At 48.6% G+C, this 24,005-nt stretch carries 20 protein-coding genes and 2 tRNA genes; 13 read left to right on the top strand and 9 right to left on the bottom strand.

The features are described 5' to 3' along the window. Positions 1–15 precede the first annotated feature (15 nt). Positions 16–1,992, bottom strand: a complete 1,977-nt coding sequence (locus tag FMS18_RS13270) for a peptidase U32 family protein (protein WP_163295154.1) — start codon at positions 1,990–1,992, stop codon at positions 16–18. Between the two features lie 56 nt (positions 1,993–2,048). Between FMS18_RS13270 and FMS18_RS13265 the strand changes: the two genes are divergently transcribed. The 3 genes from FMS18_RS13265 (at position 2,049) to FMS18_RS13255 (ending at position 3,948) form a co-directional block, all read left to right on the top strand. Further along, entirely contained in the window at positions 2,049–2,843 is a 795-nt protein-coding gene (locus FMS18_RS13265) for a dihydroorotate dehydrogenase electron transfer subunit (RefSeq protein ID WP_163295153.1), read from the top strand. Between the two features lie 3 nt (positions 2,844–2,846). Then, positions 2,847–3,764 carry a dihydroorotate dehydrogenase gene (locus FMS18_RS13260; RefSeq protein WP_163295152.1) on the top strand — a complete coding sequence of 306 codons (918 nt, stop codon included), beginning with the start codon at positions 2,847–2,849 and terminating at the stop codon, positions 3,762–3,764. 94 nt (positions 3,765–3,858) lie between these two features. Continuing rightward, positions 3,859–3,948: transfer RNA gene (locus tag FMS18_RS13255), tRNA-Ser, on the top strand. Positions 3,949–4,021: 73 nt separating this feature from the next. Here FMS18_RS13255 and FMS18_RS13250 read toward each other — a convergent pair. Beyond that, the gene (locus FMS18_RS13250; RefSeq protein ID WP_163295151.1) at positions 4,022–4,546 is read right to left on the bottom strand and encodes a hypothetical protein; all 525 of its coding nucleotides are present in this window, start codon (positions 4,544–4,546) and stop codon (positions 4,022–4,024) included. Positions 4,547–5,141: 595 nt separating this feature from the next. Next, on the bottom strand, positions 5,142–5,915 hold the full coding sequence (locus FMS18_RS13245) for a hypothetical protein (protein ID WP_163295150.1): 774 nt from the start codon (positions 5,913–5,915) through the stop codon (positions 5,142–5,144). Between the two features lie 650 nt (positions 5,916–6,565). Between FMS18_RS13245 and FMS18_RS13240 the strand changes: the two genes are divergently transcribed. From FMS18_RS13240 to FMS18_RS13205, 8 genes are all read left to right on the top strand, one after another. Beyond that, positions 6,566–6,655 (top strand) — tRNA-Ser (locus tag FMS18_RS13240). Positions 6,656–6,947: 292 nt separating this feature from the next. Further along, a complete protein-coding gene (gene deoC / locus FMS18_RS13235) occupies positions 6,948–7,601 on the top strand; it encodes a deoxyribose-phosphate aldolase (protein ID WP_163295149.1) in 654 nt (217 codons plus the stop codon). Between the two features lie 3 nt (positions 7,602–7,604). Further along, a complete protein-coding gene (locus FMS18_RS13230) occupies positions 7,605–8,279 on the top strand; it encodes a precorrin-8X methylmutase (protein WP_163295148.1) in 675 nt (224 codons plus the stop codon). Between the two features lie 116 nt (positions 8,280–8,395). Next, positions 8,396–11,212: an EAL domain-containing protein gene (locus tag FMS18_RS13225; protein ID WP_163295147.1), complete on the top strand. Its 2,817-nt coding sequence runs from the start codon at positions 8,396–8,398 to the stop codon at positions 11,210–11,212. Positions 11,213–11,643: 431 nt separating this feature from the next. After that, positions 11,644–11,973 carry a ferredoxin family protein gene (locus tag FMS18_RS13220; RefSeq protein ID WP_163295146.1) on the top strand — a complete coding sequence of 110 codons (330 nt, stop codon included), beginning with the start codon at positions 11,644–11,646 and terminating at the stop codon, positions 11,971–11,973. An 11-nt stretch (positions 11,974–11,984) separates the two neighbouring features. After that, positions 11,985–13,136, top strand: coding sequence for a 2-oxoacid:acceptor oxidoreductase subunit alpha (locus FMS18_RS13215; protein WP_163295145.1), 1,152 nt, complete (start codon positions 11,985–11,987; stop codon positions 13,134–13,136). Positions 13,137–13,138: 2 nt separating this feature from the next. Then, positions 13,139–13,975, top strand: coding sequence for a 2-oxoacid:ferredoxin oxidoreductase subunit beta (locus FMS18_RS13210; RefSeq protein WP_163295144.1), 837 nt, complete (start codon positions 13,139–13,141; stop codon positions 13,973–13,975). Further along, entirely contained in the window at positions 13,975–14,598 is a 624-nt protein-coding gene (locus FMS18_RS13205; protein ID WP_163295143.1) for a 2-oxoacid:acceptor oxidoreductase family protein, read from the top strand. Before FMS18_RS13210 ends, FMS18_RS13205 begins: the two co-directional genes overlap by 1 nt. 249 nt (positions 14,599–14,847) lie before the next feature. On the opposite strand, the gene FMS18_RS13200 is transcribed toward FMS18_RS13205, so the two are convergent. The 5 genes from FMS18_RS13200 to FMS18_RS13180 form a co-directional block, all read right to left on the bottom strand. Then, a complete protein-coding gene (locus FMS18_RS13200) occupies positions 14,848–15,432 on the bottom strand; it encodes a hypothetical protein (RefSeq protein WP_163295142.1) in 585 nt (194 codons plus the stop codon). Between the two features lie 3 nt (positions 15,433–15,435). After that, the gene (locus FMS18_RS13195; RefSeq protein ID WP_163295141.1) at positions 15,436–17,004 is read right to left on the bottom strand and encodes a sigma 54-interacting transcriptional regulator; all 1,569 of its coding nucleotides are present in this window, start codon (positions 17,002–17,004) and stop codon (positions 15,436–15,438) included. Between the two features lie 185 nt (positions 17,005–17,189). Further along, complete coding sequence (locus FMS18_RS13190; RefSeq protein ID WP_163295140.1) at positions 17,190–17,777, bottom strand: indolepyruvate oxidoreductase subunit beta; 588 nt, start codon at positions 17,775–17,777, stop codon at positions 17,190–17,192. Beyond that, positions 17,777–19,621: an indolepyruvate ferredoxin oxidoreductase subunit alpha gene (gene iorA / locus FMS18_RS13185; protein WP_163295139.1), complete on the bottom strand. Its 1,845-nt coding sequence runs from the start codon at positions 19,619–19,621 to the stop codon at positions 17,777–17,779. The genes FMS18_RS13190 and iorA overlap by 1 nt, the downstream gene beginning before the upstream one ends. 156 nt (positions 19,622–19,777) lie before the next feature. Next, positions 19,778–20,428 (bottom strand): tetratricopeptide repeat protein, encoded by a 651-nt coding sequence (locus FMS18_RS13180; protein ID WP_163295138.1) that lies wholly within the window; start codon positions 20,426–20,428, stop codon positions 19,778–19,780. Between the two features lie 308 nt (positions 20,429–20,736). Between FMS18_RS13180 and FMS18_RS13175 the strand changes: the two genes are divergently transcribed. Both FMS18_RS13175 and nadD read left to right on the top strand, forming a co-directional pair. Then, on the top strand, positions 20,737–21,996 hold the full coding sequence (locus tag FMS18_RS13175) for a glutamate-5-semialdehyde dehydrogenase (protein WP_163295137.1): 1,260 nt from the start codon (positions 20,737–20,739) through the stop codon (positions 21,994–21,996). A gap of 70 nt (positions 21,997–22,066) precedes the next feature. After that, the gene (gene nadD / locus FMS18_RS13170; RefSeq protein WP_163295136.1) at positions 22,067–22,720 is read left to right on the top strand and encodes a nicotinate-nucleotide adenylyltransferase; all 654 of its coding nucleotides are present in this window, start codon (positions 22,067–22,069) and stop codon (positions 22,718–22,720) included. A 107-nt stretch (positions 22,721–22,827) separates the two neighbouring features. Here the strand turns inward: nadD and FMS18_RS13165 are convergent, their stop codons facing one another. After that, entirely contained in the window at positions 22,828–23,838 is a 1,011-nt protein-coding gene (locus FMS18_RS13165) for a glycosyltransferase family 9 protein (protein ID WP_239061036.1), read from the bottom strand. Between the last annotated feature and the right edge of the window lie 167 nt (positions 23,839–24,005).

Here is a 24,005-nt window from a genome sequence, read left to right as displayed (position 1 = left end):
GGGCCGCCGGAGGCATTAAAGCAAAGTTAAATCCCAGTTGAAATTACTGGTTCTTTGCGGTTCGGGCACAGCGCGGGGCCACGGTTCCTGAATATCTAGGAACATGGTGTAGCCGGAATTCTCCAGCACCTTGCGTTCAGCTCCGAAATCGAGCGGCCAGCCGGGATAGATCCAGTAAGTCTGACCGTATTTACGGGCCCAGCAGATTTCTTTTTTCTGGCTGTAGATGGGGCTCATAAGTTCTGTTTCGTCAGCAATGATCCTTGAAAGGGCCAGCGGCCACATGCCGGTAAGCACGACTCCAAGCGGAAGCGGGCTGCTCTGCGGCAGGGAAAGGAAGTCATCGCGGGCCAGCTCCGGGCTGACGTAGGCGGAAGAGAATCCCATGTCGGCCAGCAGTTCGATGGTCAGCGGGTTGGAAACGTTACAGAACGGTCCGGCATGAAAGCGGACTTTTGCATTCTTTGGAAAAAAGGCTTTCTGCCATGGGGCATTGAGCACGAAGTCGCGTCCGTCTCCACTAAGGCAGATGTCGACAAGCTTCTGGACTTCTTTTTCTTCGTCAGGCCAGACTACCGGGGGCAAATGCCAAAAGATTTTGGATACAGCCGGACGCGGAGTGCGCTTGAGGGCGTTCATGGAAAGCCAGACATCGGTACCGAATTTTGTTTTTCCCTTGGGAGGATTGCGCTGTAAAGTATGGCGCGCGGTTCTTTCAGGAAGCGGACAGGGCTGCGGCAGCTCTACAATCATGTTGCTGCCTACGTTGTCTGCAACTTTGATCTTTGAAAGTCTGGAATCAAGTTTTTTGATTGCCTTGACCAAACCTTCTTCGCGGCGGTCGATAAGGAACACCCGTGTGCCTGATTTAAGGCGGGTTCTACCTTTAACCGGAATGGAGATCTTGCCTCGCTTGGGGATGAATTTACGGATCTTCATGGTCTGGTGTCCGGGCTGGTCCTGATAACCGATGCGCAGGAAGTCTCCGGCGAGCAGTTCCTGTCTACAGTTGAAGTAGGGCTTGCCGTTCTTTTCCTGTTTGGTGATACCGATCAGGAAGCCGGAACCGGTTTCGTTGGACGGGTCAAGCGGTGTGTATGGACGCTGCGGCAGGAATACGGAATGTGATGTGGGTCTGCCGAGGGCAAGTTCCAGTAATTCTACGGCATTTTTTTTGGCTTTGGCGTCATTGGGGTTGTCGCGCAGCATTTTGTACGCTGCTACTGTGTAGTAGACGTAGTGCGGACCTTTTTTGCGGCCTTCAATTTTCCATGAGCTGACCTTGGGAATTGCAAGGGTCGGTTTGGTCAGCACATCAAGGCTGAGGTCAAGGCAGGAGAAAAGACGTTTGGGTGCATCCTTGCGTTTGGCTCCGCCATAGAGTCTGCGGCAGGGCTGTACACAGCGACCGCGCAGGCTGCTTTTGCCGCCGAAGTAGGAGCTCCAATAGCAGCGGCCAGAAACGGAATAGCAAAGTGCGCCGTGCACGAACATCTCAAGGGTCATGGAATCTGGACAGGCTTCAGCCATCATCCTGATTTCGTCAAGGTTGAGTTCGCGAGGCACAACAACTCGGTCTACGCCCAGCTCTTCTGCGGTTTTGAGTGCCGCAGGGTGGCTGACGTTGGCGAGGGTGGAAAGATGCAGTTCGCCTTCGAATCCGGCCTGACGGGCGATATCGACCATAGCGATATCCTGAATGATCAGGGCATCCGGTTTTACAGTGCGGGATATGCGTTCCACAAGACGGGCTGCGGAGTTCAGATCGTCCGGTTTCATCAGGGTATTCATGGGAATATGGGTGCGAACACCGTTTTCCCGGCCCAGCTCCGCAAGGGCTGCAAGCTCGCTCGTAGCGAAATTATAAGCTTCCATACGAGCGGAAAAATGTTTAAGTCCGGCATATACAGCATCCGCACCTGCGGCTATGGCTGCAAGGAAAGATGATTTATCGCCTGCCGGAGCAAGAATTTCTGGTTTATGTTCATTCATAATGTATCACGCTTATGCCGCAAAGTGCGGTCAGCAAAAATCTACAGGATTAAATCATGAGTGCAAACAATTGCAGGGCTGTGAAAGTCATCAGCAACAAGCCCCTCGGGTTATCCTCACCCGGTGAGGAAATAGTCGAACTCAAACTCGAATATCCGGACTGGAAGCCGGGTTGGCGGGCCGGACAGTTCGTCATGATCAGGCCTATTTCATGGCCTTTGGACCTCGTCTGGGGACGTCCTTTCTCTATTTGTAACGCAGATGAGACCAGTCTGACCATCCTTTTTCAGGTGGTAGGTCGCGGGACAGCCCGTCTGCTGGAACTCAAAGAGGGCGATGAAGTAAATATCTGGGGACCGCTGGGTAACTTTTTCAGCAAACCGCAGAACCGTCCCGTACTCATGCTCGCCGGAGGAATGGGCATAGCTCCCTTTTGCGGTTATGTCGACTCCCATCCGCAGCCTGAAAATCTTAAATTGTTCTTTGCACACCGTCCGCCGCTGGAAAATTACCCTTATAAAGGTATTTCAGGCAAGGTCGATGTGGAAGATATTCGCGAAACCAAGCCGACCGATATCCCTGCTATCATCGCAAGGGTGGAGGAGCTGGTTAAGGAATATGCGGACAACGATGGTCTCATCGTAGCTTGCGGCCCAACCCCGTTCCTGAAAACAATCTGGAATGCGGCCAATAAATATGGCGCAGATGCGGAACTTTCTCTTGAAAACCGCATGGCCTGCGGCGTTGGTGCCTGTCTCGGCTGCGTCTGTAAGGACGGTGACGATCATCATACTCAGGTTTGTACAACCGGGCCTGTTTTCAAAGCCAATAATCTCAGTCTGGAGGGTTAAGAAATGGATGTATCAATTGATTTTGCCGGACTGAAGCTTAAGAATCCCATCCTCACAGCGTCCGGGACTTTCGGTTTCGGTCTTGAATTCAAACGCTTCGGCGATCTTGAATCACTGGGCGGAATTGTGGTCAAGGGACTTTCTCTCAAGCCGAGGGAAGGCAACCCTATGCCTAGAATTGCGGAAACTCCCTGCGGTATGCTCAACGCCATCGGTATTCAGAATCCCGGTGTTGAGGAATTCATAAATAAAAAACTTCCCAAGCTGCCGTGGAAGACTCTTCCCGTACTGGCCAACCTCTACGCTACCGATGCTGCTGAATTCGGCGAATTGGCCGGAGTTCTGGCTGGGGAAGAGGGCGTGGCAGCCCTTGAAGTCAATGTTTCCTGCCCCAACGTTAAAGAGGGCGGTATCGCCTTTGGTCAGGACCCCAGACAGATCACCAAGGTTGCCGAGGCGGTAAAGAAGAATGCCGGGAATAAGCCGGTTATCATCAAGCTTTCCCCAAACGTTACCGACATCACTGTTTGCGCAAAAGCAGCTGAAGACGGTGGAGCGGACGGTCTTTCGCTGATCAATACTCTTTCCGGCATGGCAGTGGATATTGAACGCAGAACTCCGCGTCTTGCTAACGTAATAGGTGGTTTGTCCGGTCCTGCTGTTAAGCCTGTAGCATTGCGTTGTGTGTATCAGGCCGTAAATGCGGTAAAGATTCCGGTAATGGGACTTGGCGGCATCACTACAGCTGAAGATGCTGCGGAATTCTTGCTGGTCGGAGCCAAAGCCGTGCAGATCGGAACCGGAAACTTCCTTAGTCCTGATACTGCTTTTAAGGTTGCGGAAGAACTTTCGAAAGTTTTGGAAAGGGTAAAAGCTGAGTCTATTGATGAGTTTATTGGTAGTCTCCAGTTGCCTAAATAGGTTCATTTTTTCATTTAATTTAAAATAATTGGGAAAAAATGAAAAAAGTGCTTGCCAAGCAAGTCTGATTTAGCTAAATCCTTTTCACCCAAGCGGAGAGGTGTCCGAGTCCGGCTTAAGGAGCACGCCTGGAAAGCGTGTATAGTTAACGCTATCGGAGGTTCGAATCCTCTCCTCTCCGCCAGCTTGAATTTATAAAGCCCCTTGCAACGATGTTGCGAGGGGCTTTTTCGTGTTTGCTTATGCGCGCTTAAGGCTTAGAAGGGTTGGCCGTTGTTGATGGTGATTCCACCTGATTTTGTTGTGCCTGCACTTCCGGCGTGACCGTAGTGGCGCATTGAAGCAACTAACGCTTTGCTCATTTTGTTGTCTTCTGATTTCCATTCAATGGTTGCGTGACCAAAGATTGAATATTTTTGAGTTCTATCGTCCATGGTAAAGAGTCTTGTTCCGTATGCGGGGATTTCGAATATTCCATCGCTAACAGCAACTCCTGTCCAGCCGCCGTTTACATACTCTCCAGAATATACATGGCCACGTGAGGTCTGGTCGTTTCCTTCGTGATCATAAATTGTTACTTTGCATTGTACCGGGGTGCTGGTGATATTTGATATTGATATATATGTATATGCATAGCTGTAGGAGTTTTTAAAGTACGTGAAAATGCCTGGAGCAACAGTTCTACCTTGAGCATGAAAAGTAGTGTTTTCAGCAAAAGCTGCTCCGCAGATAAAAATAGTAATAGTTAAGGACAGTAAGGCAGTAATAAATGTTTTTTTCATAATTTTTCCAAGATTTTAAATGTTGTTAAGGTTCTTTTTGTATATTCGGTATAATTTTTCAAATCTTAATGCCTATTCTGTTAAAAAAAAATAGTTTTATTGCTTGTAGCCGCACGTGAAATTATCCTCTCCGCCAGCTTGAATTTAAAAATCCCCTTGCAACGTTCTTGCAAGGGGATTTCTTAGTGATGAGTTGTTTTGCAGTCATTTAATACATAAGTGCTTCTACTAGCGCCGTCCTCTTCTTTTGTCTCTTTGTCGGCCTCTGCCTAGCCCGTTAGATCGATTGGTCATACCTGTTATTGGATTGAGGGCCGAACGCCCCGTCACCATGGTGAACAGATAGAGGATAAACGTAACAGGCCATGTAAGGCCCGCAATAATGCAGCCTCCTAAGTTCTTGGAACGACAGTTAATATTATAAATACAAACACCTATTGCAATAATCAGATAAAGTGCCATTTGATGCTCCTTTTGACGCGCATACGCCATATTCGGACCGTCAGGATCTCCGCCAGTTAAACTCTACGCCTAAAAGCTATCCCCGACAATGATGGCAAATTATCCTCTTTGAATTTTAGGCAACATCAATTTGTCAGTCATTATTACCCGTACATCCGACAAATAACTTTCCCTTGTAATACATTTTATGTTTTTTACGGTACATAACCGGGTCAGAATTAGGTTGGTTGGCCTTGGTAATTTTTTTGTGACTCCAGTCCGGGTGAGTCCATATCTGGGTGGAGCCGTCCGGGAGATTAACACTGATATACAACGGGTCTATTAATTCCCATTTTTTAATCATATTGTTTCCGAAATCAATTCTACCGTCAGGCAGAATTATAACTTCACCCCGAGCGGGATTTTTCCAGAGTCCCCAAGCCCAGCACGCTCCCTTTGAACGGTAGTTTCCAGAGTTTCCGGAACTACCGGATCTTTTTTTCTGCTGTCTCAAGCTATAGTACCAAGCAATATTGTCCTGAGGAGAACCTCCGGGGCTGGGAGTGTTCGCGTGTTGCTGCGTATTTCCATACGGATCATTATCGTAGGGGGTGTGACCGGAGTTGCCAGAGCCTAGCGGAAGTCCGCCTTGTTGGTTGTTGGATACATGATCGGAGGAACCTGCGCCCGGATAGTACCATGTGTTCATGGCATGCCTGAGCTGGCGTCTTGCCTGCTCGTGGCCTTTCATGGATAGACCCTGAAAAATGTAATTCACTCCATTGAAGTAAGATGCCACAAGCTGTGAATCAAAATAGGCTCCGTTATTGGTATGTCCAGAATATAAGCGGGTTACAGCAGGGTAGCCGGAAATATGGCCCGGTTGTTCGGAAACAAGGTTTTGAAAAGGAAGGCCTTCTTTAGTCATATCATGCGCCCACACATCAAGCAGTTTTCCCAGCGGTACCTGCTGCCCTCGGGCGGCGTATAGCTCAATAAATGCGTCTTGCGCGGGAGATATGCATTGTTTTATTAACTCATGCCCTCGCGCCGCTCTGTTGTCATTCCATCCCGGAGGGCATTGGAGTCCTTGGGACATGTCTGTTGCAAATGAAAATGATGTTAAGCTCAGAAAGGAAAAGATAAATAATAATAAAACTCTACTTATGCGGTTCATTATTAAGCTCCTCTGGTTTCGTAGAACGTTAACTTATTCTTAAAGTTAATTCCATAAAGAGTTGCTTTTCTCTTTTATCTCAAATTAATATCTTTTAAGTCCGTATAGATCGGATAAAGTTTATTATCGATGGTCGATATAAAGATGATATAGGGAGAGCTGATGAAAATATGGAGCAGGTTGTCTGATTTCTGGAGAGGTTTTATTCTTGGCGGCATCGCCGTGCCGTTAGTAATAATCATGATCTAGATTGCAGTGAAGTTCGTTTTATATGGAGAAATAGCTTGGATTTAGGGCTGAGAACTTTGTAAATCAGTAAAATTTAAGTTTAATTCAAAATAATTCAAAAAAGTGCTTGCCAAGTAAGTCTGATTTAGCTAAACACTTTTTTTCACCCAAGCGGAGAGGTGTCCGAGTCCGGCTTAAGGAGCACGCCTGGAAAGCGTGTATAGTTAACGCTATCGGAGGTTCGAATCCTCTCCTCTCCGCCAGCTTGAATTTATAAAGCCCCTTGCAACGATGTTGCGAGGGGCTTTTCTTATGCGGCACAATGTCATTTATATTAAGAAAAAGTAGAAATTTCGAGTGATTCAGAAAAAGAAGGATGCCAATTATGTGTACTCAAAAAAAAATTGGGAGGTTGTTTGCGGGCGATTGATTGACCGTTTTTTCTAATTCGCTTAATGTCATTCTAATGGGAAGTATGCTCTTGTTTCAGGTTCTGCTGTTTTTGCTGTATCTGAAGCAAGGGTTGTTTTTTTTAATTTAAGCCGGGAGGCGGATATGGACAAAATAGATAAACTGGCATCGTGCATTGATCACACTTTACTCAATATATCAGCAGTTCCTGCGGATATCGAGCAGCTCTGCCGGGAGGCAATAGAGTATAATTTTGCATCTGTCTGTGTTCACCCCTCGCATATTGCCAGAGCGGCGGAACTGCTTGCAGCAGAAAATCCCATAGTCTGTTCTGTCATCGGTTTTCCTTCTGGAGCAACATTGCCTGAAGTAAAGATGCTTGAAGCCATGCGTGCAGTGGAAAAGGGCGCGTGTGAGCTGGACATGGTGGTCAATATCGGTGCGCTGAAAGCGGGTGACCGTAAGGCATTTCTGAATGATATTTTTATGACCGTTGAAGGAGCCGATGGCGTACCTGTAAAAGCCATTATTGAAACCGGATTGCTTGATGATGATCAGAAAAAGCTTGCCTGTGATCTTGCGGTGACAGCAGGGGCCTCTTTTGTTAAAACGTGCACCGGATTCGCTCCCGGTTGTGCCTGCGTGGAGGATATCAAGCTTATGCGTTCTGTTGTGGGCGATGATATCGGAGTAAAGGCCAGCGGGGGAATTAAAACATACGAACAGGCTCAGGAATTTTTGCAGGCCGGAGCCAGCAGGATCGGTACTTCATCGTCCCTTGCAATTATAAGGAGATAATTCTTGTCCGGGAAAATAGAATTAATGACCGTGGCAAAGCCCGGTGATATTGAAAAAAAGTCTTTTGAAATTATTGATTCCGAAGTCCCGGAACCACGAAAATTCGATGGTATCGAATGGCAGATTGCAAGGCGCATGGTCCATACTACTGCTGATTTTGAATTGATTGACCTTGTGCGTTTTCATCCGGAAGCTGTTGTTTCCGGCCTTGATGCCTTGCGGTCCGGCTGTACTATTGTCACTGATACCGAGATGGCCCGTTGTGGAATTCCCATGCGCAGGATGACCCCACTTGATTGCAATGTGCGTTGCCTTATGAATGACCCGCAAGTTATCGCTTCCGCTAAAAAGAATTCGACAACCAGAGCGCACGCTGCACTTGAATTGGCTGCTGAGTCCTTGAAACCGGGGATTCATGTTATAGGTAATGCGCCCACGGCACTTATACGCCTTGTCAATCTGGTGGAGGAGGGCAGGATGGCCCCTCCTGCATTGGTGGTCGGTATGCCTGTGGGATTTGTTAATGCAGCGGAGTCAAAAGCCATGCTGATGAATTGCGGGAGAATTCCCTTTATTGCCATTGAAGGCAGGAAGGGCGGGTCGGCTCTTGCCGCTTGTGTCATCAACGCTCTTGCCGAAGTGGTTCTTGCCGAGCGCAGCCTTTCCGGTGAAATATGATATTTTTTTAGCAAAATATTATTAATTATAGACTTTGAAAGTTAATTGTGAAAACAATGTTGTAATCAATTCTGCTTGTTTTTCGAGTGTTAACGCTACTTCTGGTGCAATAAAGTATGTCTGATAATAAGGCCGCTTCAAAAAGATCTTTTTTAAAATTCAAAAAGGGTGAGAGATCTATTTCCCGTGATCTTTCAGCCTGTCTTGTTTTCGCACTTGCCATAATTATCGGACTGGTTACTGCTTATGAGTATTTCGGTCGTTCGAAGATGTTGCGGCAGGAGTACGAGGATAAGGCTGATAATTATATTGAGCAGCTTGCCAAGTCTGTAACATTCCCTATCTGGAATTTTGATATGGGCTCGCTCAAGCATGTATGCTGTGCCTATACCCAGAATGAGCAGTTTTCAAAGCTTAAAATCATCGACATGAATGGTGAGGTCCTCTTTAATTTTGTCCGTCCCGGAGAAGAGGATGATAATCCCATTGTCCGTGTGCGTGATCTCTATATTTCCAAAGAAAAAATCGGCTCTATCCGTATGGAACTCAGCAGCAGGATCTATCGTCGTAATCTTGACTGGATCTTGTTTGTTTCAAGTCTGACCTTTCTTACCTCTGTGGCAGTTATCTATATAATTACCGGATTTTTAATGGATTATTTTATCCGTAACCCCATAGCCAGATTGCGCAAGGGGATGGATAAAGTTGCCATGGGTGATTTTTCTTATCGATTTGATGAGTTTCAATACATAGAATTGCTTGAGATCGGCTCCCGCTTCAACCGTATGACCGAGGAAATTGCCAGTCGCGAAAGTAGGCTGGAGGAAGTTAACAAGGTCTTGCAGGGTGAGGTTCATATGCGTGAAAAAGCCGCCCGTTCACTTGTGAAGAGTGAAAAAAGGTATCGGGCACTGGTGGAAACCACTGCTGAAGGCTTTTTCATGATTGATGAGTCTCTGGTGCTGCTTGACGTTAACCCTGCATTCTGCACCATGATCGGTCTTAACCGGGAAGAAATGCTCGGGGTTGAGGTCGGAGCGATCCTAGGGGATGTAGCGGTTGAGCGGTTTAAGAATAACGATGGTCATGCTCACAAATTCGAACTCAGTTTTGTAAACAGCAATGGTCGTGAAGTTGATATTTTTGTCAATGCCACCAATCTTTTTGAAAGCGACAATGTAAAATTGACTTTCGCATTTGTTACTGATGTATCCAGCTATAAAATGATGGAAAAGGCCCTGCGTGCGTCTGAAGAGGAGTACCGGACCATCGCGGAATACACATTTGACTGGGAAATGTGGATCGGGCCTACCGGAGCGGTCAAGTATGTAAGTCCGTCATGTGAACGCATTTCCGGCTACCCCAAAGCGTATTTCATGGAAGGGCCGGTCCGGGTTGAACATATTCTGCACAAAAATGACCGGGAATACTGGCAGAAGGCTTTGCGGGGAACTTTTCCCTCGCCTGATGGGACTGACATGCGTCTTTTTCGCCGGGACGGGCTGCTGCGCTGGGTTTCACTTACCGGGCATCAGGTTTTTGCTGATGACGGCACCTCGCTTGGTCTGAGGCTTTCTCTGCGTGACATTACCAAGCGTAAGTTCATGGAAAAGCAGCTTCAATACGAAGCCCTGCATGATCCGCTCACCGGGCTGGCCAACCGCACCCTGTGTTGTGACCGTATCCTTCAGGCTGTCGAGCGTTCCCGCCGCCGGGATAATTATTACTTTGCAGTTGTCTTTATGGATCTTGATCGTTTCAAGATTATTAATGACAGCCTCGGCCATAATATTGGGGATAAGCTTTTAGTGGAAGTTTCCAAGCGGCTGCTCCAAACCATTCGTGAGCTGGATACGGTTTCCCGTTTCGGTGGTGATGAGTTTATTGTGGTGCTTGAGGAACTGGCTTCCCCGCGCGAAGGTATCCGCATTGTGCGCCGCATTCGCGATTGCTTGAATGATCCCGCTGTGATTGAGGGGCATAAAATTAATATTGCCGCCAGTTATGGTGTGCTGCTCAGTCCCACCGAATACGACAAGCCTGAAGAGATCATCCAGAATGCCAATGTTGCAATGCATCAGGCAAAAGAGTCCGGTAGGGACAGGATCAAGGTTTTCAACAAGAGGATGCTTGAAGAGGCTGTTCAGGCCATGCAGCTGGAGAGTGATCTTCGTGCGGCTATGCTGTCAGGTGAAGAGCTTTATCTGGATTACCAGCCTATTTACTCGCTTAAAGATCAGAGTGTTGTCGGTTTTGAAGCACTTATCCGCTGGGAGCATCCCCGTCGCGGACTGGTAATGCCGGGTGAATTTATCCCCATGGCTGAAGAGTCCGGGCTTATTTTTGAGCTGGGGAGCTGGGTTGTCAGTGAGGCTTGCCGGCAGATGAAGAGTTGGCAGGCTAATTATGAGTCCGCCAGCGATATGATGATGTCCATAAATATTTCTCCCCGTCAATTCTCCCAGCCGGCACTGGTGGATAATATTCTTTCCAAGCTGAGTGAATTTGATCTCCCGGCCCGGAATTTGAAAATCGAAATTACAGAAACAGCAATTATGGAACGCGCCAAGCAGTCAGTAGATATGCTTAACCGGCTTAAATCCGCGGGAGTTCTGGTTTCCATTGATGATTTCGGTACAGGGTATTCGTCCATGAGTAATTTGCAGGAATTCCCCCTTGACCAGCTTAAGATTGACCTCAGTTTTGTGCGTAAGATGCATGAGTCATCTGAGAACCTTGAGATTGTCAAAGCTATTATTAATCTGGCCCATAACCTCGGTCTGAACGTTGTTGCTGAAGGCGTAGAGGAGATCGAGCAGCAGGATGTTTTGCGTGATCTCGGCTGTGAATTCGGGCAGGGGTATCTCTTCTCAAGGCCGATCAGCCGCATGAAGATTGAGTCTTATTTCAAGGATGAGATTCAATTGAACTGATGGAAATGATCTTGGTGTGGATGTTTTTTTATTGGTATTCGCAGTAAAATTGTATGTTCTTAGATAGGCAATGATGTTTGTGGTTCTGATACGAATATGCAGAGATAAAAAAAATGCATGAGTCGACCTAGTGTCGGCTCTTTTTTTGGGTAAAGACATGTGATTGTGCAATCAATCAACTTTGCATTAGACGCAAAATTCCATTATTTCATAATTTAAATGCAAAGCATATTCATGTCAATTAAGATCGTCTTATTTTATAATATTGCCATAAAAGTTCCGATTCCTGTTGCATGTGCGGTATTAGCATGCTAGGGCCGAATTTAGGCCCAGTAAAAATAAAAGTTTACAGAGGCTGTCGGCAAGGTTGATCCGTTTCAAGGGGAGAAAAGAAACGGGTTATTTTAGTTACCCTCAACCTGGATCAGGTTATGAGTGTCAAACGCAAGGGAAATAGCACGGTTACGATTTTTCCGGATTGGTGTAAGGGATGCGGCATCTGCGCAGCTTTCTGTCCGGCAAAGGTCATGGAATTGAACGATCAGGGTAAAGCGGTCGTCATCCGGGAGGAAGAATGTATAAATTGTGGATTCTGTGAGCTGCATTGCCCGGATTTCGCAATTATGGTTCGACCGAAGGTTGATGACGAGATTCCTGCGGTATGCAGGGCTGTCCTTGAGAAGGCCGCCCGGAGAACCGACAGGCCCGCCGCTTCCGGCGGTGCTGCGGAAAAAACCGGTTCCGGTAAAAAAAAGGAATAAGGTGAATTTCCATGGCCAGACCTAGAAAAAAAAGAAACAAAGAGATTTTCGCTCTGGGCAACGAGGCTGTTGTCGAAGGTGCGCTTTTAGCGGGCTGTACCTTTTACGGCGGGTATCCCATTACTCCTTCTTCGGAGATTATGGAGATCATGGCTCAGAGATTACCGCTGATTCCCAACGGCTCATTTGTCCAGATGGAAGATGAGATCGCCGGACTCGGTTCAGTCATAGGTGCGTCACTGGCTGGTAGGAAAGCCATGACCGCAACCTCCGGTCCCGGTTTTTCGCTCATGCAGGAGCATCTGGGATACGGATGTATCACCGAAACCCCGCTGGTGATCGTCAACGTCATGCGCGGCGGTCCCAGTACCGGTCTTCCCACCTCCCCGGCTCAGGGCGATGTGCAGCAGGCTCGCTGGGGTACCCACGGTGACCATTCCATCATTGTCCTTTCTGCTTCCAATGTTCAGGAATGTCTTGATAATACTATTGAGGCTTTCAACCTTGCGGAGAAATACCGCACCCCGGTAATTTTACTTATTGATGAAATTACCGCCCATACCCGCGAGAAGATCATCATCCCCAACCCGGATGAATTTGAGGTCTTCAACCGCATTGTCCCGACCATGCCGCCGGAATGGTACAAACCGTACGAAGAGACCGTGCGCGGTGTTCCGCCCATGCCTTCCATCGGTTCCGGGTACCGTTTCCATGTTACCGGACTGACCCATGACACCAACGGTTTTCCCACTTCGCGTCCTGACGAAGTTCGCGAATTGAACGAACGTCTTTTCCGCAAGATCGATCAGTTTCTGCACGATGTGCAGCTGGTGGATGAAGTGGATACTGAGGATGCGGATGTGGTTGTCATTGCTTACGGTACGGTGGCCCGTTCTGCGGAGCTGGCAGTCAAACAGGCTCGCGATCTCGGCGTAAAGGCGGGATTGCTCAAGCTTTCAACCCTGTTTCCCTATCCGAGAAAGGCAACCGAGAGGGTTATGGCCAAGGCGCATACTCTCGTAGTCCCGGAAATGAATATGGGACAGATGTCAAGGGAAGTGAAAAGAGTCAATAACGGTCAGGTAAGTGTGCGGACCATCAATAAGGTGGACGGGCAGATCATTACCCCCGCTGAAATCCTCAAAGTCTTAACACGGGTGTAGTCATGGTTGATATGAAAGGTACACAGCTCATTCATGAGTACTTAAGGCATAACAAGAAGTTTCCGCACGTTTTCTGTGCCGGTTGCGGGCACGGTATCGTGCTCGGATCGCTGATCAGGGCAATTCACGGTCTCGGTCTTTCCAAGGACGAGGTTTGTGTGGTGGCCGGTATCGGTTGTTCCGGCAGGCTTGCGGCATATGTTGATTTCAACACCGTACATACCACCCATGGTCGTGCACTCACTTTCGCCACCGGAATTAAGATGGCAAAGCCGGGTATGCACGTAATTGTGGTCATGGGCGATGGCGACTCAATGGCTATCGGCGGTAACCACCTGATCCATGCAGCGCGCAGGAATATCGGCGTAACTGCATTGATCCTCAATAATAACATTTACGGTATGACCGGGGGACAGTGCTCTCCGACAACGCCTTCAGGTTCTTTTTCCATGACTACCCCTATGGGGCAGATGGAACAGAGCTTTGACTGCGTGGAGCTTTGCAGTGCTGCCAAGGCCAATTATGTGGCTCGTGGAACTGTTTTCCATGTTAAAAAGCTGGACCAGATGATCATGGACGGCATCAGCAATCCCGGTTTCGGAGTGGTGGAGATTCTTACTCCCTGCCACACCCAGTACGGACGCAAGAATAAGTACAGGACCCCTGTGGATATGTACAAGATGCTCAAGAAGGATGTTATCGACATTGAGCGTTACAACAAGCTCAGTGAAGCCGAGAAAGCCAAGAAGACTCCTTCCGGGGTGTTCGTACAGAAGGATGAACCCGGTCTGGAAGAGAAATTCTATGAAATGGCTGCGAACTGTCAGGGAGGTGCGTAATGAAAAATCAACCTCTGGACAGATTTGAAATCCGCCTTTCAGGTCTTGGCGGACAGGGAATCCTGACTTTGGGTAAGGTTATGGGCTCAGGCCTTGCTCTCGGGCACGGTTACTTCGTGACCCAGACCCAGAGTTACGGCCCGGAAGCCCGTGGCGGAGCCAGTCGTTCCGATCTCGTGGTCAGTTCCGAGGTGATCAGTTACCCCAAGGCTGAGTCCGTTGATCTGCTTATCGCCTTAAGTCAGGAAGCGTGTAACATGTATTACCGTAACCTGAAGCCCGGTGGATTGCTCATGATCGAAACTGATCTGGTTAAGCAGCCTCCAGTGAATCAATTTATCGGTCTGCCGTTTACCAAGCTGGCCAAAGATAAGCTGGGACTGCCTCAAGCCATGAACACCATTGTTCTCGGTGCGGCAACCTACCTGCTTCCCTTTGCGCAGCAGCGGACCATGCGTAAGAACCTTGAGGCCGTACTTCCTGAGAAAATCAGGGAGATTAACGTCAAAGCATTCAACATGGGATTCCGTGAAGCCAAGAAGAACTTCGGTGATCCTGAAGAGCTCTGGAAGTCCAATTCAGTTATCGTCTCCGATGAGGAGTATGATTACGATTCCATTTAAGAATCCCTCCGGGGGCCAAAGGGAAAACTTTTGCAAAAGTTTTCCCTTTGGATTCCCTTTCAAAGCCTTATATTAGGCTTCGCCGCTTCGTATATTTAAAAGTGCGACAAACAAAGCCCGCAATATCGATCAAGATATTGCGGGTTTTATTTATGAAAATGTTTCAGGTGAAGCCCCACTAAAAAGTTTTGGGATTTTTAAACCCTTTTTCAAAAGGGTTTAAAGCTCCCGGCAGGGCCGCCGGAGGCTTTATTTGTACATAAACAAAGAATCAGAAGTCTGGTTGAAAGTTTCAACTTCTTCCTGCTGATCAGGGCTGAGATTGTGCGGGTCCCATTGTTTGCAGAGTTCCTGCGGCTCCCGTGCCCGGTTACGTACTCTGATTACGGCGAGGCTGCGTTTTCCGGTAGAAATGAAGGTTGTGCGTACCAGATGGCAGTCGATATGCGCTGTGTAGCAGTTTGTATCTTGACCGCTATCCAGACAATCGCCAACTGAGACCGTTGACCAATCGCCGATTTCGGGCATGTCTACGGTGGCTTTGCGGTTCAGGATTAGACGTATACTGGCAGTACAATTCTTGTTGCCAAAGTAGAAATCCTGATGGGTGATGGTTTTGAAGTCGCGTTCATCATCGCCATCAGGATAAAGTTTAGTGGATACGGATAGGGATTTATCTGTTGTGATGTGATCGGAGTCAAAAGGAATGACAAAGGGTTGCCCCGGTGCTTGTTTAGCACTGGAACAACCCATGATAATCAATGTCAGTAGACATAAAGCTGTGCAGAGGAGAGGCTTGAGAATGCCTTTTCCGGCGAGCTTTAAAGTATGCATGTTTTATTTCTTCTTTTTTGCGCCTGCGTATTTCTTGACGTCAATATTGTACTTTTTGACCTTATAGTTGACGATACGGTAGCTTACCCGCAGGTCTCTTGCTGCCTGCAACATGTTGCCGCGCGCCTTTTTCAGGGAGTCGACCAGCAGTTCCTGTTCGAACTTTGCAACAGCCTCACCAAAGGAAAGGGAGGTGTCGGTGGCTGTGGATTCCGCAGTCTGCAAGGTCGGGGGCAGGTGGTAAGTCCTGATTACCTCTTCCTCGCAGATGAGTACCGCGCGTTCGATGCAGTTCTTCAGCTCGCGTACGTTTCCGGGCCAGTGGTACTGGGTGAATAGATCAATGGCCGGGCTGGAAATCCTTTTGATTTCCTTGCTGTATTCCCCGGAAAACATATCGAGGAATTTTTCCGCCAGCGGCAGGATGTCTTCGCGACGCTCACGCAGGGGCGGAATGAAGATTGGGAATACGTTGATGCGGTAAAAAAGGTCTTCCCTGAATTTGCCTTCACGCAGCAGCTTTTCCAGCGGCTGATGTGTGGCGCAGATGAGGCGGACGTCAACAGCAATAGGCTGTTCGGAGCCTACGCGCTGGATTTCCTTTTCCTGAATGGCACGCAGTACTTTGGCCTGTGCGTCAAGGGAAAGCTCTCCGATTTCGTCAAGGAACAGGGTTCCGTTGTTGGCGATTTCAAAGAGACCTCGTTTATTCTGGTAAGCACCGGTAAAGGCACCTTTCTGGTGTCCGAAAAGTTCACTTTCCACCAGTTCGGCGGGAAGGGCTGCGCAGTTGAGCTTGACCAGCGGCTTATCTCTTCTGGGACTGCATGAATGAATGGCCTCGGCAAGAAGTTCCTTACCGGTACCGGATTCACCGCGCAGCAGTGCTGTGGCGCGGCTGGGGCCGACCTGACGGGATTGCCTAAGCACTTGTTTCATGCTTTTGGACGTAGCCACAAAGTCAGCCGGCGGAGGTACATCCACCGCTCCGGGCATCATACCCTGTGAAAGCAACTGGGCTTGCAGGGACATTTCTTCCTGTAGGCGGGAGACCTGATTGGAGATCAGGGCGGCCACTACTTCGAGAAATTGTTTATGCTCAAGCAGGTCGTTCATGGGCAGAATGGGGGAGTCTACGCTCAGTGCGCCGAGGACTTCCTGATTGCCGTCTGAATCAGTGCTTTTTATGGGTACGCAAATAAAAGACAGTTTTTTCTGTTCTTCCTCAGATCTGTTGAATGCTTTATTCAGCAGCTGGTTGTCGTCCGACATTCTGGGGATGATTACAGATTCACCGGTCTCGTAAACTTTACCCACAACTCCTTTACCCGGTGCGTAAGTGGCTGTGTAGTCCTTAGCTGGGCTGTGGGTAATGGAAAGCTTCAGTTTTTCCGATTCCGGGTCCATGATGGCCAGGAATGCACGCGGGAAGTGGAGGTCTTTGGACAGAACTTCAAGAATCGCATTGAGGCTGGGTTCCAAATCGTGATGGGGAGCTACAGAATCAAGAATTTCATTCAAAGTTGAAAGATAGATATTGTCCACTCGTTCCGTCAGTCCGTTTCTAGTCATTTCTTTACTCATGCCGTCCAGGCTGTTTTTAGTTTCAGCTTTGCCGGAGCTTTTGCGCTCCGTGGTTCCGGCCTAAAATATTGTTTGTACTTTTGGGGGCGCATTCGGGAGTAACCTCCCGATATGGTATACTGTTCTGGAAAGTCGACAGCCGCATGGAAACATGCGGCTGTCGATTTATTTACTTAAGATACTGCCTTCACTCCGAGTTCCAGAGCCTTCAGGTTGATATCCGCAATTTTCGGTTTCATGGCTGATTTGATTGTCTCAGCCAATTGTTCCGGTTTAAGCGGAATGCATCCTGTGGCGCAGAGTGCTCCTAGCAGGGCAATATTACCGCTCTGCACAGCTCCGGCTTCAAGGCCTAAACTCTGGCAGGGCAGGTAGTATGCTTTTCCGGCGCAGGTATCAACCTTTTCCTTGATAATTTCAAGGGGTGTGTTTTCTGCTTTTCCGGTGCATACGGAAAGCGGCGGAACATATTCGGTGCTGGAAAGCACTGTGCCGCCGGGTTTAAGGTAAGGCAGGGCGCGCAGAGTTTCCAGCGGCTCAAAGCCGAGGATGACGTCTGCTTCGCCATGTCCGATTTTGGGAGAGGCCAGTCCGATGAGCAGTGCAGATTCTACAACACCGCCGCGCTGGGCCATTCCGTGAATTTCTCCGGCAGTGACATCGATACCGCAGTCAAGAACCGCCTGTGCGAGGAGGTTGGTGGCTGTCAGGGTTCCCTGTCCGCCGACCCCGGTCATGAATATACGCAACCTGGTATCCATTAGCTGCTCCTTTTCCGGGCTTTAATATCTTTAGTCAGCTGTAAGCAGAGCATACAGCCGGAACAAAGGATTTCGTTGATTTCAACGCCTTCCGCAGTTTTTTCAAATGCGGGACAGGCCAGTTCTTCCATCACCTTGAGCACTTCGTCAGTCTGATCAGCTACGTAAGCAGTCTGTCCGGGTGCTTTTTTGAGGGTTCTGCGGGCGAAGAGAGGACAGGGTGCCTTAGCGATAAGGACACGCACGCCTTTCATAGCCTTCAGGTCTTCAAGGTCTTTGGTGAGGGCTTTCTGATTCAGCGGGTTCACAGTGCGGATTTCATTTACTCCGCATCCCTTGACGATGGACTCGATATCAACCTGCACGGGGTTGGAACCCAGTGCTGTGGTCTCAACGCCGGGGTGGGGCTGGTGCCCGGTCATGGCGGTGGTTGAGTTATCAAGGATAACCAGCAGAATGTCGTGCTGGTTGAATACCGCGTTAATCAGTCCGGTAATGCCGGAATGGAAGAAGGTAGAGTCACCGATGAAGCCGACCACGGTCTGACCTGCGGCCTTTGCGGCTCCGGAGCCTGCGGAGATGGAGGAACCCATGCAGAGCAGGAAGTCCGCAGCATTAAGCGGGGGCAGGATACCGAGGGTGTAACAGCCGATATCGGAAGAACAGACAGCGTCAGGGCCGAAGACCTTTTTCACTGCGTAGTAAGCGGCCCGGTGGGTACAGCCTGCGCAGAGGTTCGGCGGACGCATGGGCAGTCCTTCTTCCGCGGGACAGCTTTCGAGCTTCTCAACTTCCATTCCCATAACTTCGCGGATAATCGCGCTGATGTTCAGGGTGGAGTATTCGTCGTTCAGGGGCAGCAGCGCGTTATCTTTACCGATAACTTCGACTGCAATGGAATTCTTCTGGGCCAGCACCCTGATTTCATTTTCAAGGAAAGGCTCAAGTTCTTCCAGAACAACAACTTTTTCCACGGAGGAGATAAAGTCGGTGAGCATGTTGGTGGGCAACGGATAAGTGAAGCCCAGCTCAAGGATTTTAAATTTGTCGGCAAGGCCGGTATCAGCCAGTGCATCTGCAAGATAAGCCCTACAGATACCGGAAGCAACGATTCCGATTTTTCCGTTACCGGAAATTTTGTTGTACTTGGAGGTCTCTGCCATCTCACGCAGCTTTTCGAGCTTTTCAAGAAGCTCTACGTGCATTCTGCGGGCAAATGCCGGAATTGGTACGTACTGTGCGGGATTCTTCTTGAACCCTTCAGCAGGTGCCAGCTTTGCAATTTCACCGTACTCAACCGGACCGCGAAGGTGGTTGACGCGGGTGGTGGTGCGCAGAATGAATGGAGCGGACATTTCGCGGGACATGTTCAGTGCATCGCGAGTCATATCCTTTGCTTCCTGAGCGGTGGAAGGCTCAAGGCAGGGCATGCCGGCAAGGCGTGCGTAATAGCGGTTGTCCTGTTCATTCTGGCTGGAGTGGCATCCGGGATCGTCTGCGGAAAGCAGAACCATACCGCCGGGAGTGCCGGTGTAGGCCAGAGTCATGAGCGGGTCGGCAGCAACGTTAACGCCGACATGCTTCATGGTGGTCAGGGTCATTGCTCCGGCAAGTGTGGCTCCGCCACCGACTTCCAGTGCGACCTTTTCATTGACCGAGTATTCGAAAGTGAAGTCGCCTTCAGGGGAAAGGCGGAAGAAAGTGTCCGGAACTTCGGAGGAGGGGGTGCCGGGGTAACAGGTAACAACCTGAATACCGGCTTCAATAGCGCCTCTGACAATGGCTTCATTGCCGAGAAGCAGCTTTTTCATGCCCGGACTGTCCTTGAGAAGTGGGTGAGCCATGAATGTGCTCCTTAGGTCATGGGGTTAACAGAATGTTCACAAACGCACGACTGTCGAGTCTAAGCGGGGAACCGGCCCCTATGGTTAATGCCGGATCCCCGTCCTTAAGCTCATCTGATCATACAGTCGTACACTTATGATCAGCCTGTAGTGAATTTAGAGTTTAGCCTTGAGTTCTTTGATTTTGAACTCAAAGAAAGAAGCTTCTTGAGGAGAGCTGGTCAGCAGTCCCTGATAAGCCTGTACTGCAAGCTGAATGTTTCCGGCTTTTTCCGCAGCGTCGGCCAGCAGTCTGTTGATGGAAGGAGCGTATGCTGCTCCCGCGCTCTCTTTAATTTTTTGCAAAATGGTGATTGCTTCGCCAGCCTTGTCTTCAAGCATCAGGCATTTGGCCTGTCCGAGACCGGCAACAGGTGCCAGTTTGGGAGAAGTTTTGGCAATGTCAGCCCATACGGATTTTGCGTCAGCAAAGCGGTCAGCGTCCATCCATGCCTTGGCAAGGGCGAGCTGCACAGCTGGCTTCATGGAAGCGGGAGCGTCTTTTTCAAAAGCGGCCAGAGCTTCTGCCTGTTTTGCTCCGCTGTACTTGATCAGGATAGTTCCCATTTCGCTCTGGGCCTTGATCATTTTCTGCTGGTTCATATACTTGACGCCGGAGATACCGCCAGCAAGAAGAATAATCACTGCTATCCCGCCTACAATCATCTTTCCGTTCTTAATAATGTAGTCGAGCAGAGGATGCAGAGTGTCGGGGGTGGATTCGTGAACCTGATTCAGAATGTCCTGTGTGTTGTTTTGTTCTTCCATTTTAAAGGAAAGCCTCCATGAAAAATTTATACAAAGTTGAAGTGCGCTATATAATGCAGTCTGACAAAAAGGTCAAAAACGAAAGTTTAAATTAACCTACCGTAAAGTTTGACTAATTGTTAAAGTGCTTGAAAAAGGTGACAAAAAAAGAAAAAATAATTTCATATATTTCTCACCAAAACCCCCTGCCGATGGTTATCATTGGTAAATGGTAGTTGACTTTTTTGCAATATCCTTAGTAGCCCAAAAGGATCAATCGGCGGAAAAAATGATATTTCAGTCAATATAAATGTTTTTGAGGTAGAATAATGAACCATTTTGAAGCAATGAAAGCTGTGGCCGTCAAGGCCAAGGAAGCTTCCCGTAAAATAGCCTGTGCAGATGGAACTGCAAGGAACGCAGCCATAATCGAGCTGGCCGGTTTACTGGAACAGGAAAAAGAATTTATTTTTGCAGAAAACAAGAAAGATCTGGATGTTGCCAAGGAACGCGGTCTTGATCAGGCCCGCTTGCAGCGTCTGGAAATTACCCCGGCTGTTCTTGAATATATGATTCAGGGTTGTAACGAAGTTGCCGGGCAGGCTGATCCTGTGGGCGAAATCGAGAAGATGGAACGTCGTCCCAACGGTATGATGGTCGGTAAGATGCGTATCCCGCTGGGTGTGATTATGATGATTTTTGAATCCCGCCCCAATGTTACCGTTGATGCTGCTGTACTCTGCCTCAAGGCGGGGAACTCAGTAGTCCTGCGTGGCGGTTCTGAAGCTATTCATTCCAACCTAGCCCTTGCTTCTTTATTGCAGAAAGCCCTTGATAAAGCCGGGCTGCCTGCTGAAGCTGTTCAGGTTGTGGAAGTTATCGATCGTGAGGCGGTCAGCGAGCTGCTCAAGCTGGATGAATACATCGATGTTGTCATTCCCCGCGGCGGTGAAGGTTTGATCCGAGCTGTTGTGTCTCAGGCGACCATGCCCGTGCTCAAACATTACAAAGGCGTTTGTCATATTTATGTGGATAAGGATTGCGAAATCCCTGAAGCCATGGACATCATCATGAACTCAAAAACTCAGAAACCAGCGGCCTGCAATTCTTTGGAGTGCCTGCTTGTTCATGAAGATATAGCTAAAGAAATTTTGCCATCTCTCGGTACTTTGCTGGAAGGCTACGGTGTGACCATGAAAGGTTGCCCTCGGGCCATGCCTTTGCTGGGTGCAAAAGCTATTGCCGCAGATTTTGATGATTGGGGTATGGAATATCTCGACTTGATTCTTTGCGTGAAAGTGGTTTCCACTCAGGATGAAGCTCAGGATCATATTGCCCGCTACGGTTCCAATCACAGTGAAGTTATTCTGACCAAAGATCATGCTCGGGCCATGCGTTTTATCCGCGAAGTCGATGCTTCAATGGTCGGGGTTAACGCTTCCACACGTTTTAACGATGGCGGCCAACTCGGACTCGGTGCGGAGATCGGAATTTCCACTTCCAAGCTGCATTCCTACGGTCCCATGGGAGCTACCGAATTGACCAGTACCAAGTTTGTTTTGCTTGGTAATTGGGATGTACGTAATTAACAGTTAAATTTAGCAAAATAATCCCGGTGGAAGTGTTTTCTTTCATCGGGTATTTTTTTAGGTTTTGAATATGAAAATCGGTTTATTCGGCGGTAGCTTTAATCCTGTGCATTCTACACATATTGATGTTGCGCAAGGGGTTGGAAAGCGTCTTGGTCTTGATAAGGTCCTGCTGGTTCCAGCAGGGAATCCTTATCATAAAGGGCAGAGCGAAATGCTGCCTGCCGCGTTGCGGTATGAGCTGGTTGAAAAGGCTGTGCTGGATTGTGACGTCTTGGAAATCAGCGATATTGATGTTTCCGCAGACGGCCCTACCTATACCGTTGATACTTTGCGCGAGGCTGCACGCCGCTATCCCGATGCCGAACTTTACTTCATCATGGGGCAGGATTCGCTGGAGGCTTTTACTACTTGGAAAGATTGGCAACAAATTCCTGAACTAGCCAGCATTGTTGCTGTTAGCAGGGCTGTGGCGGATCATGGTTCCATGGAGCAGAAGTTGAAAGGTCTTTTTTCTGATGCCGAACAGGTCGGGCAGAATATGTGGCAATTAAAGGGCGGAAAGTCGATTTACATAATCGGAGATTTTGATTTTGTAATCAGTTCTACTCTTGTGCGTGAAGAGTGGAAAAAAGGGCTGGATGTCTCTGGATTGGTTCCGAAAGCTGTTGCAGAATGTATGGCTGAACGTGTTGTTGAGATAAGTAAGTATTGGAAACGATAGTGGCGAAGCCTAATGAAACGTTTTGGGATTCTTAAACCCTTTTGGAAAAGGGTTTAAGGCCCCCGGCAGGGTCGCCGAAGGCAAAATCAATTTATTCCTAAAGCGCGTTAGCGCATCAAACCTAAAATCTTTTCAAATACTTCTTCAGGCGTAATTTTCCGCAGGCATTCCCGATCCTTCTTGCAGTTGCTCTTCCCGTGCAGGGAGCAGGGGCGGCAATCCATTTCAGATTCCAGAACAACATCATGCGGCCCGGCCGGATAGAATCCCCAAGCTTTCGAGGTGGGGCCGAACATGGCGATAACCGGCGTCTCTACAGATGCCGCAAGGTGCATGGGCCCTGAATCACCTGTTATAAGCAGCGCGGATTTCTTCAGCAGTGCACAGGTTTCGCGCAATTGCAATTGGCTGGTGAAATTACATCCCGGTCCATGCGGCTCGAATACATTGTCGTCACGACCGATGATTGTCCACTTTATGCCGGATTCATTGAGTCGTTTGATAAGCGTGTGCCAGTTTTCCGCAGGCCACGCTTTGTCAGGGTGGGTGGCGTAAGGATGCAATGCTATGAAATCTTGACCCAAATCATGTTCCTCAATCAGCGTGCGGGCTATGCTTTTTTCGTCTTCAGTCAGATAGATACGAGGCAGCAGCTCGGAAGCGGCCGGGATATTTTCTTCGAGGGCGGAAGCATATCGCTGGGTAACGCGCAGTTCCGAAAGTGTCCGGTCCAGTTTTGGGGAGCGGGTCAGCTTGAACATGCGGCGTTCAAGGGAAAATTTATTGTAGCGCGAGACTTTGCCCTTCCAGCGTGCACCGAGAATTCTGGAACGCAGGGTGGAGTGCAGGTCGATGAGTTCGCAGTCTTCATATTCAGTGGCTATCTGTCCGGCTTTCTTAATCCATGCCAAGTCACCGAGGTCTTTCTTCTCAAGGTTGATGACATTTGTGATATGAGGATTATTTTCTAATACAGGACTGCTGGAATTTTTGGTAATGACTGTAAAGGTGCAGTTGTGCTTTCGGGCCCAATATTCAATGACACCGGTGGTCAAAACCACGTCCCCTAGGGCACTGAGCCTGAATACGACTTTGTGATTGCTGTGTGTATTTGTCATCGCGCGCATATCTTAATTGCGAACCCGAAAAGGTCAATGTATTTTTGTTTTGGGCAAAAAGTAGTGCAGTAATTATTTTTTTATGCTCTAACCATTTGAACTCTTGCTAATTTTATTTTAAAATTTTATTTTGTAGCAAAACCGTAGGGAATAAGGCTTTGCAGCCC

This window comes from Desulfovibrio sp. JC022, from assembly GCF_010470665.1.
GTDB lineage: Bacteria > Desulfobacterota > Desulfovibrionia > Desulfovibrionales > Desulfovibrionaceae > Maridesulfovibrio.
The sequence above is the reverse complement of the archived record's forward strand: the minus strand, read 5'-3'. Positions and strand labels throughout refer to the sequence as shown.

Excerpts from the sequence above, each read along its gene's own strand:
- FMS18_RS13200 (WP_163295142.1), bottom strand. The coding sequence starts at position 15,432 with ATGCATACTTTAAAGCTCGCCGGAAAAGGCATTCTCAAGCCTCTCCTC.
- FMS18_RS13260 (WP_163295152.1), top strand. The coding sequence starts at position 2,847 with ATGGATGTATCAATTGATTTTGCCGGACTGAAGCTTAAGAATCCCATC.
- FMS18_RS13215 (WP_163295145.1), top strand. The coding sequence starts at position 11,985 with ATGGCCAGACCTAGAAAAAAAAGAAACAAAGAGATTTTCGCTCTGGGC.
- iorA (WP_163295139.1), bottom strand. The coding sequence starts at position 19,621 with ATGGCTCACCCACTTCTCAAGGACAGTCCGGGCATGAAAAAGCTGCTT.
- FMS18_RS13225 (WP_163295147.1), top strand. The coding sequence starts at position 8,396 with ATGTCTGATAATAAGGCCGCTTCAAAAAGATCTTTTTTAAAATTCAAA.
- FMS18_RS13270 (WP_163295154.1), bottom strand. The coding sequence starts at position 1,992 with ATGAATGAACATAAACCAGAAATTCTTGCTCCGGCAGGCGATAAATCA.
- FMS18_RS13205 (WP_163295143.1), top strand. The coding sequence starts at position 13,975 with ATGAAAAATCAACCTCTGGACAGATTTGAAATCCGCCTTTCAGGTCTT.
- deoC (WP_163295149.1), top strand. The coding sequence starts at position 6,948 with ATGGACAAAATAGATAAACTGGCATCGTGCATTGATCACACTTTACTC.
- FMS18_RS13265 (WP_163295153.1), top strand. The coding sequence starts at position 2,049 with ATGAGTGCAAACAATTGCAGGGCTGTGAAAGTCATCAGCAACAAGCCC.
- FMS18_RS13250 (WP_163295151.1), bottom strand. The coding sequence starts at position 4,546 with ATGAAAAAAACATTTATTACTGCCTTACTGTCCTTAACTATTACTATT.
- FMS18_RS13245 (WP_163295150.1), bottom strand. The coding sequence starts at position 5,915 with ATGACTAAAGAAGGCCTTCCTTTTCAAAACCTTGTTTCCGAACAACCG.
- FMS18_RS13190 (WP_163295140.1), bottom strand. The coding sequence starts at position 17,777 with ATGGATACCAGGTTGCGTATATTCATGACCGGGGTCGGCGGACAGGGA.
- FMS18_RS13195 (WP_163295141.1), bottom strand. The coding sequence starts at position 17,004 with ATGACTAGAAACGGACTGACGGAACGAGTGGACAATATCTATCTTTCA.
- FMS18_RS13175 (WP_163295137.1), top strand. The coding sequence starts at position 20,737 with ATGAACCATTTTGAAGCAATGAAAGCTGTGGCCGTCAAGGCCAAGGAA.
- nadD (WP_163295136.1), top strand. The coding sequence starts at position 22,067 with ATGAAAATCGGTTTATTCGGCGGTAGCTTTAATCCTGTGCATTCTACA.
- FMS18_RS13220 (WP_163295146.1), top strand. The coding sequence starts at position 11,644 with ATGAGTGTCAAACGCAAGGGAAATAGCACGGTTACGATTTTTCCGGAT.
- FMS18_RS13210 (WP_163295144.1), top strand. The coding sequence starts at position 13,139 with ATGGTTGATATGAAAGGTACACAGCTCATTCATGAGTACTTAAGGCAT.
- FMS18_RS13165 (WP_239061036.1), bottom strand. The coding sequence starts at position 23,838 with ATGACAAATACACACAGCAATCACAAAGTCGTATTCAGGCTCAGTGCC.
- FMS18_RS13180 (WP_163295138.1), bottom strand. The coding sequence starts at position 20,428 with ATGGAAGAACAAAACAACACACAGGACATTCTGAATCAGGTTCACGAA.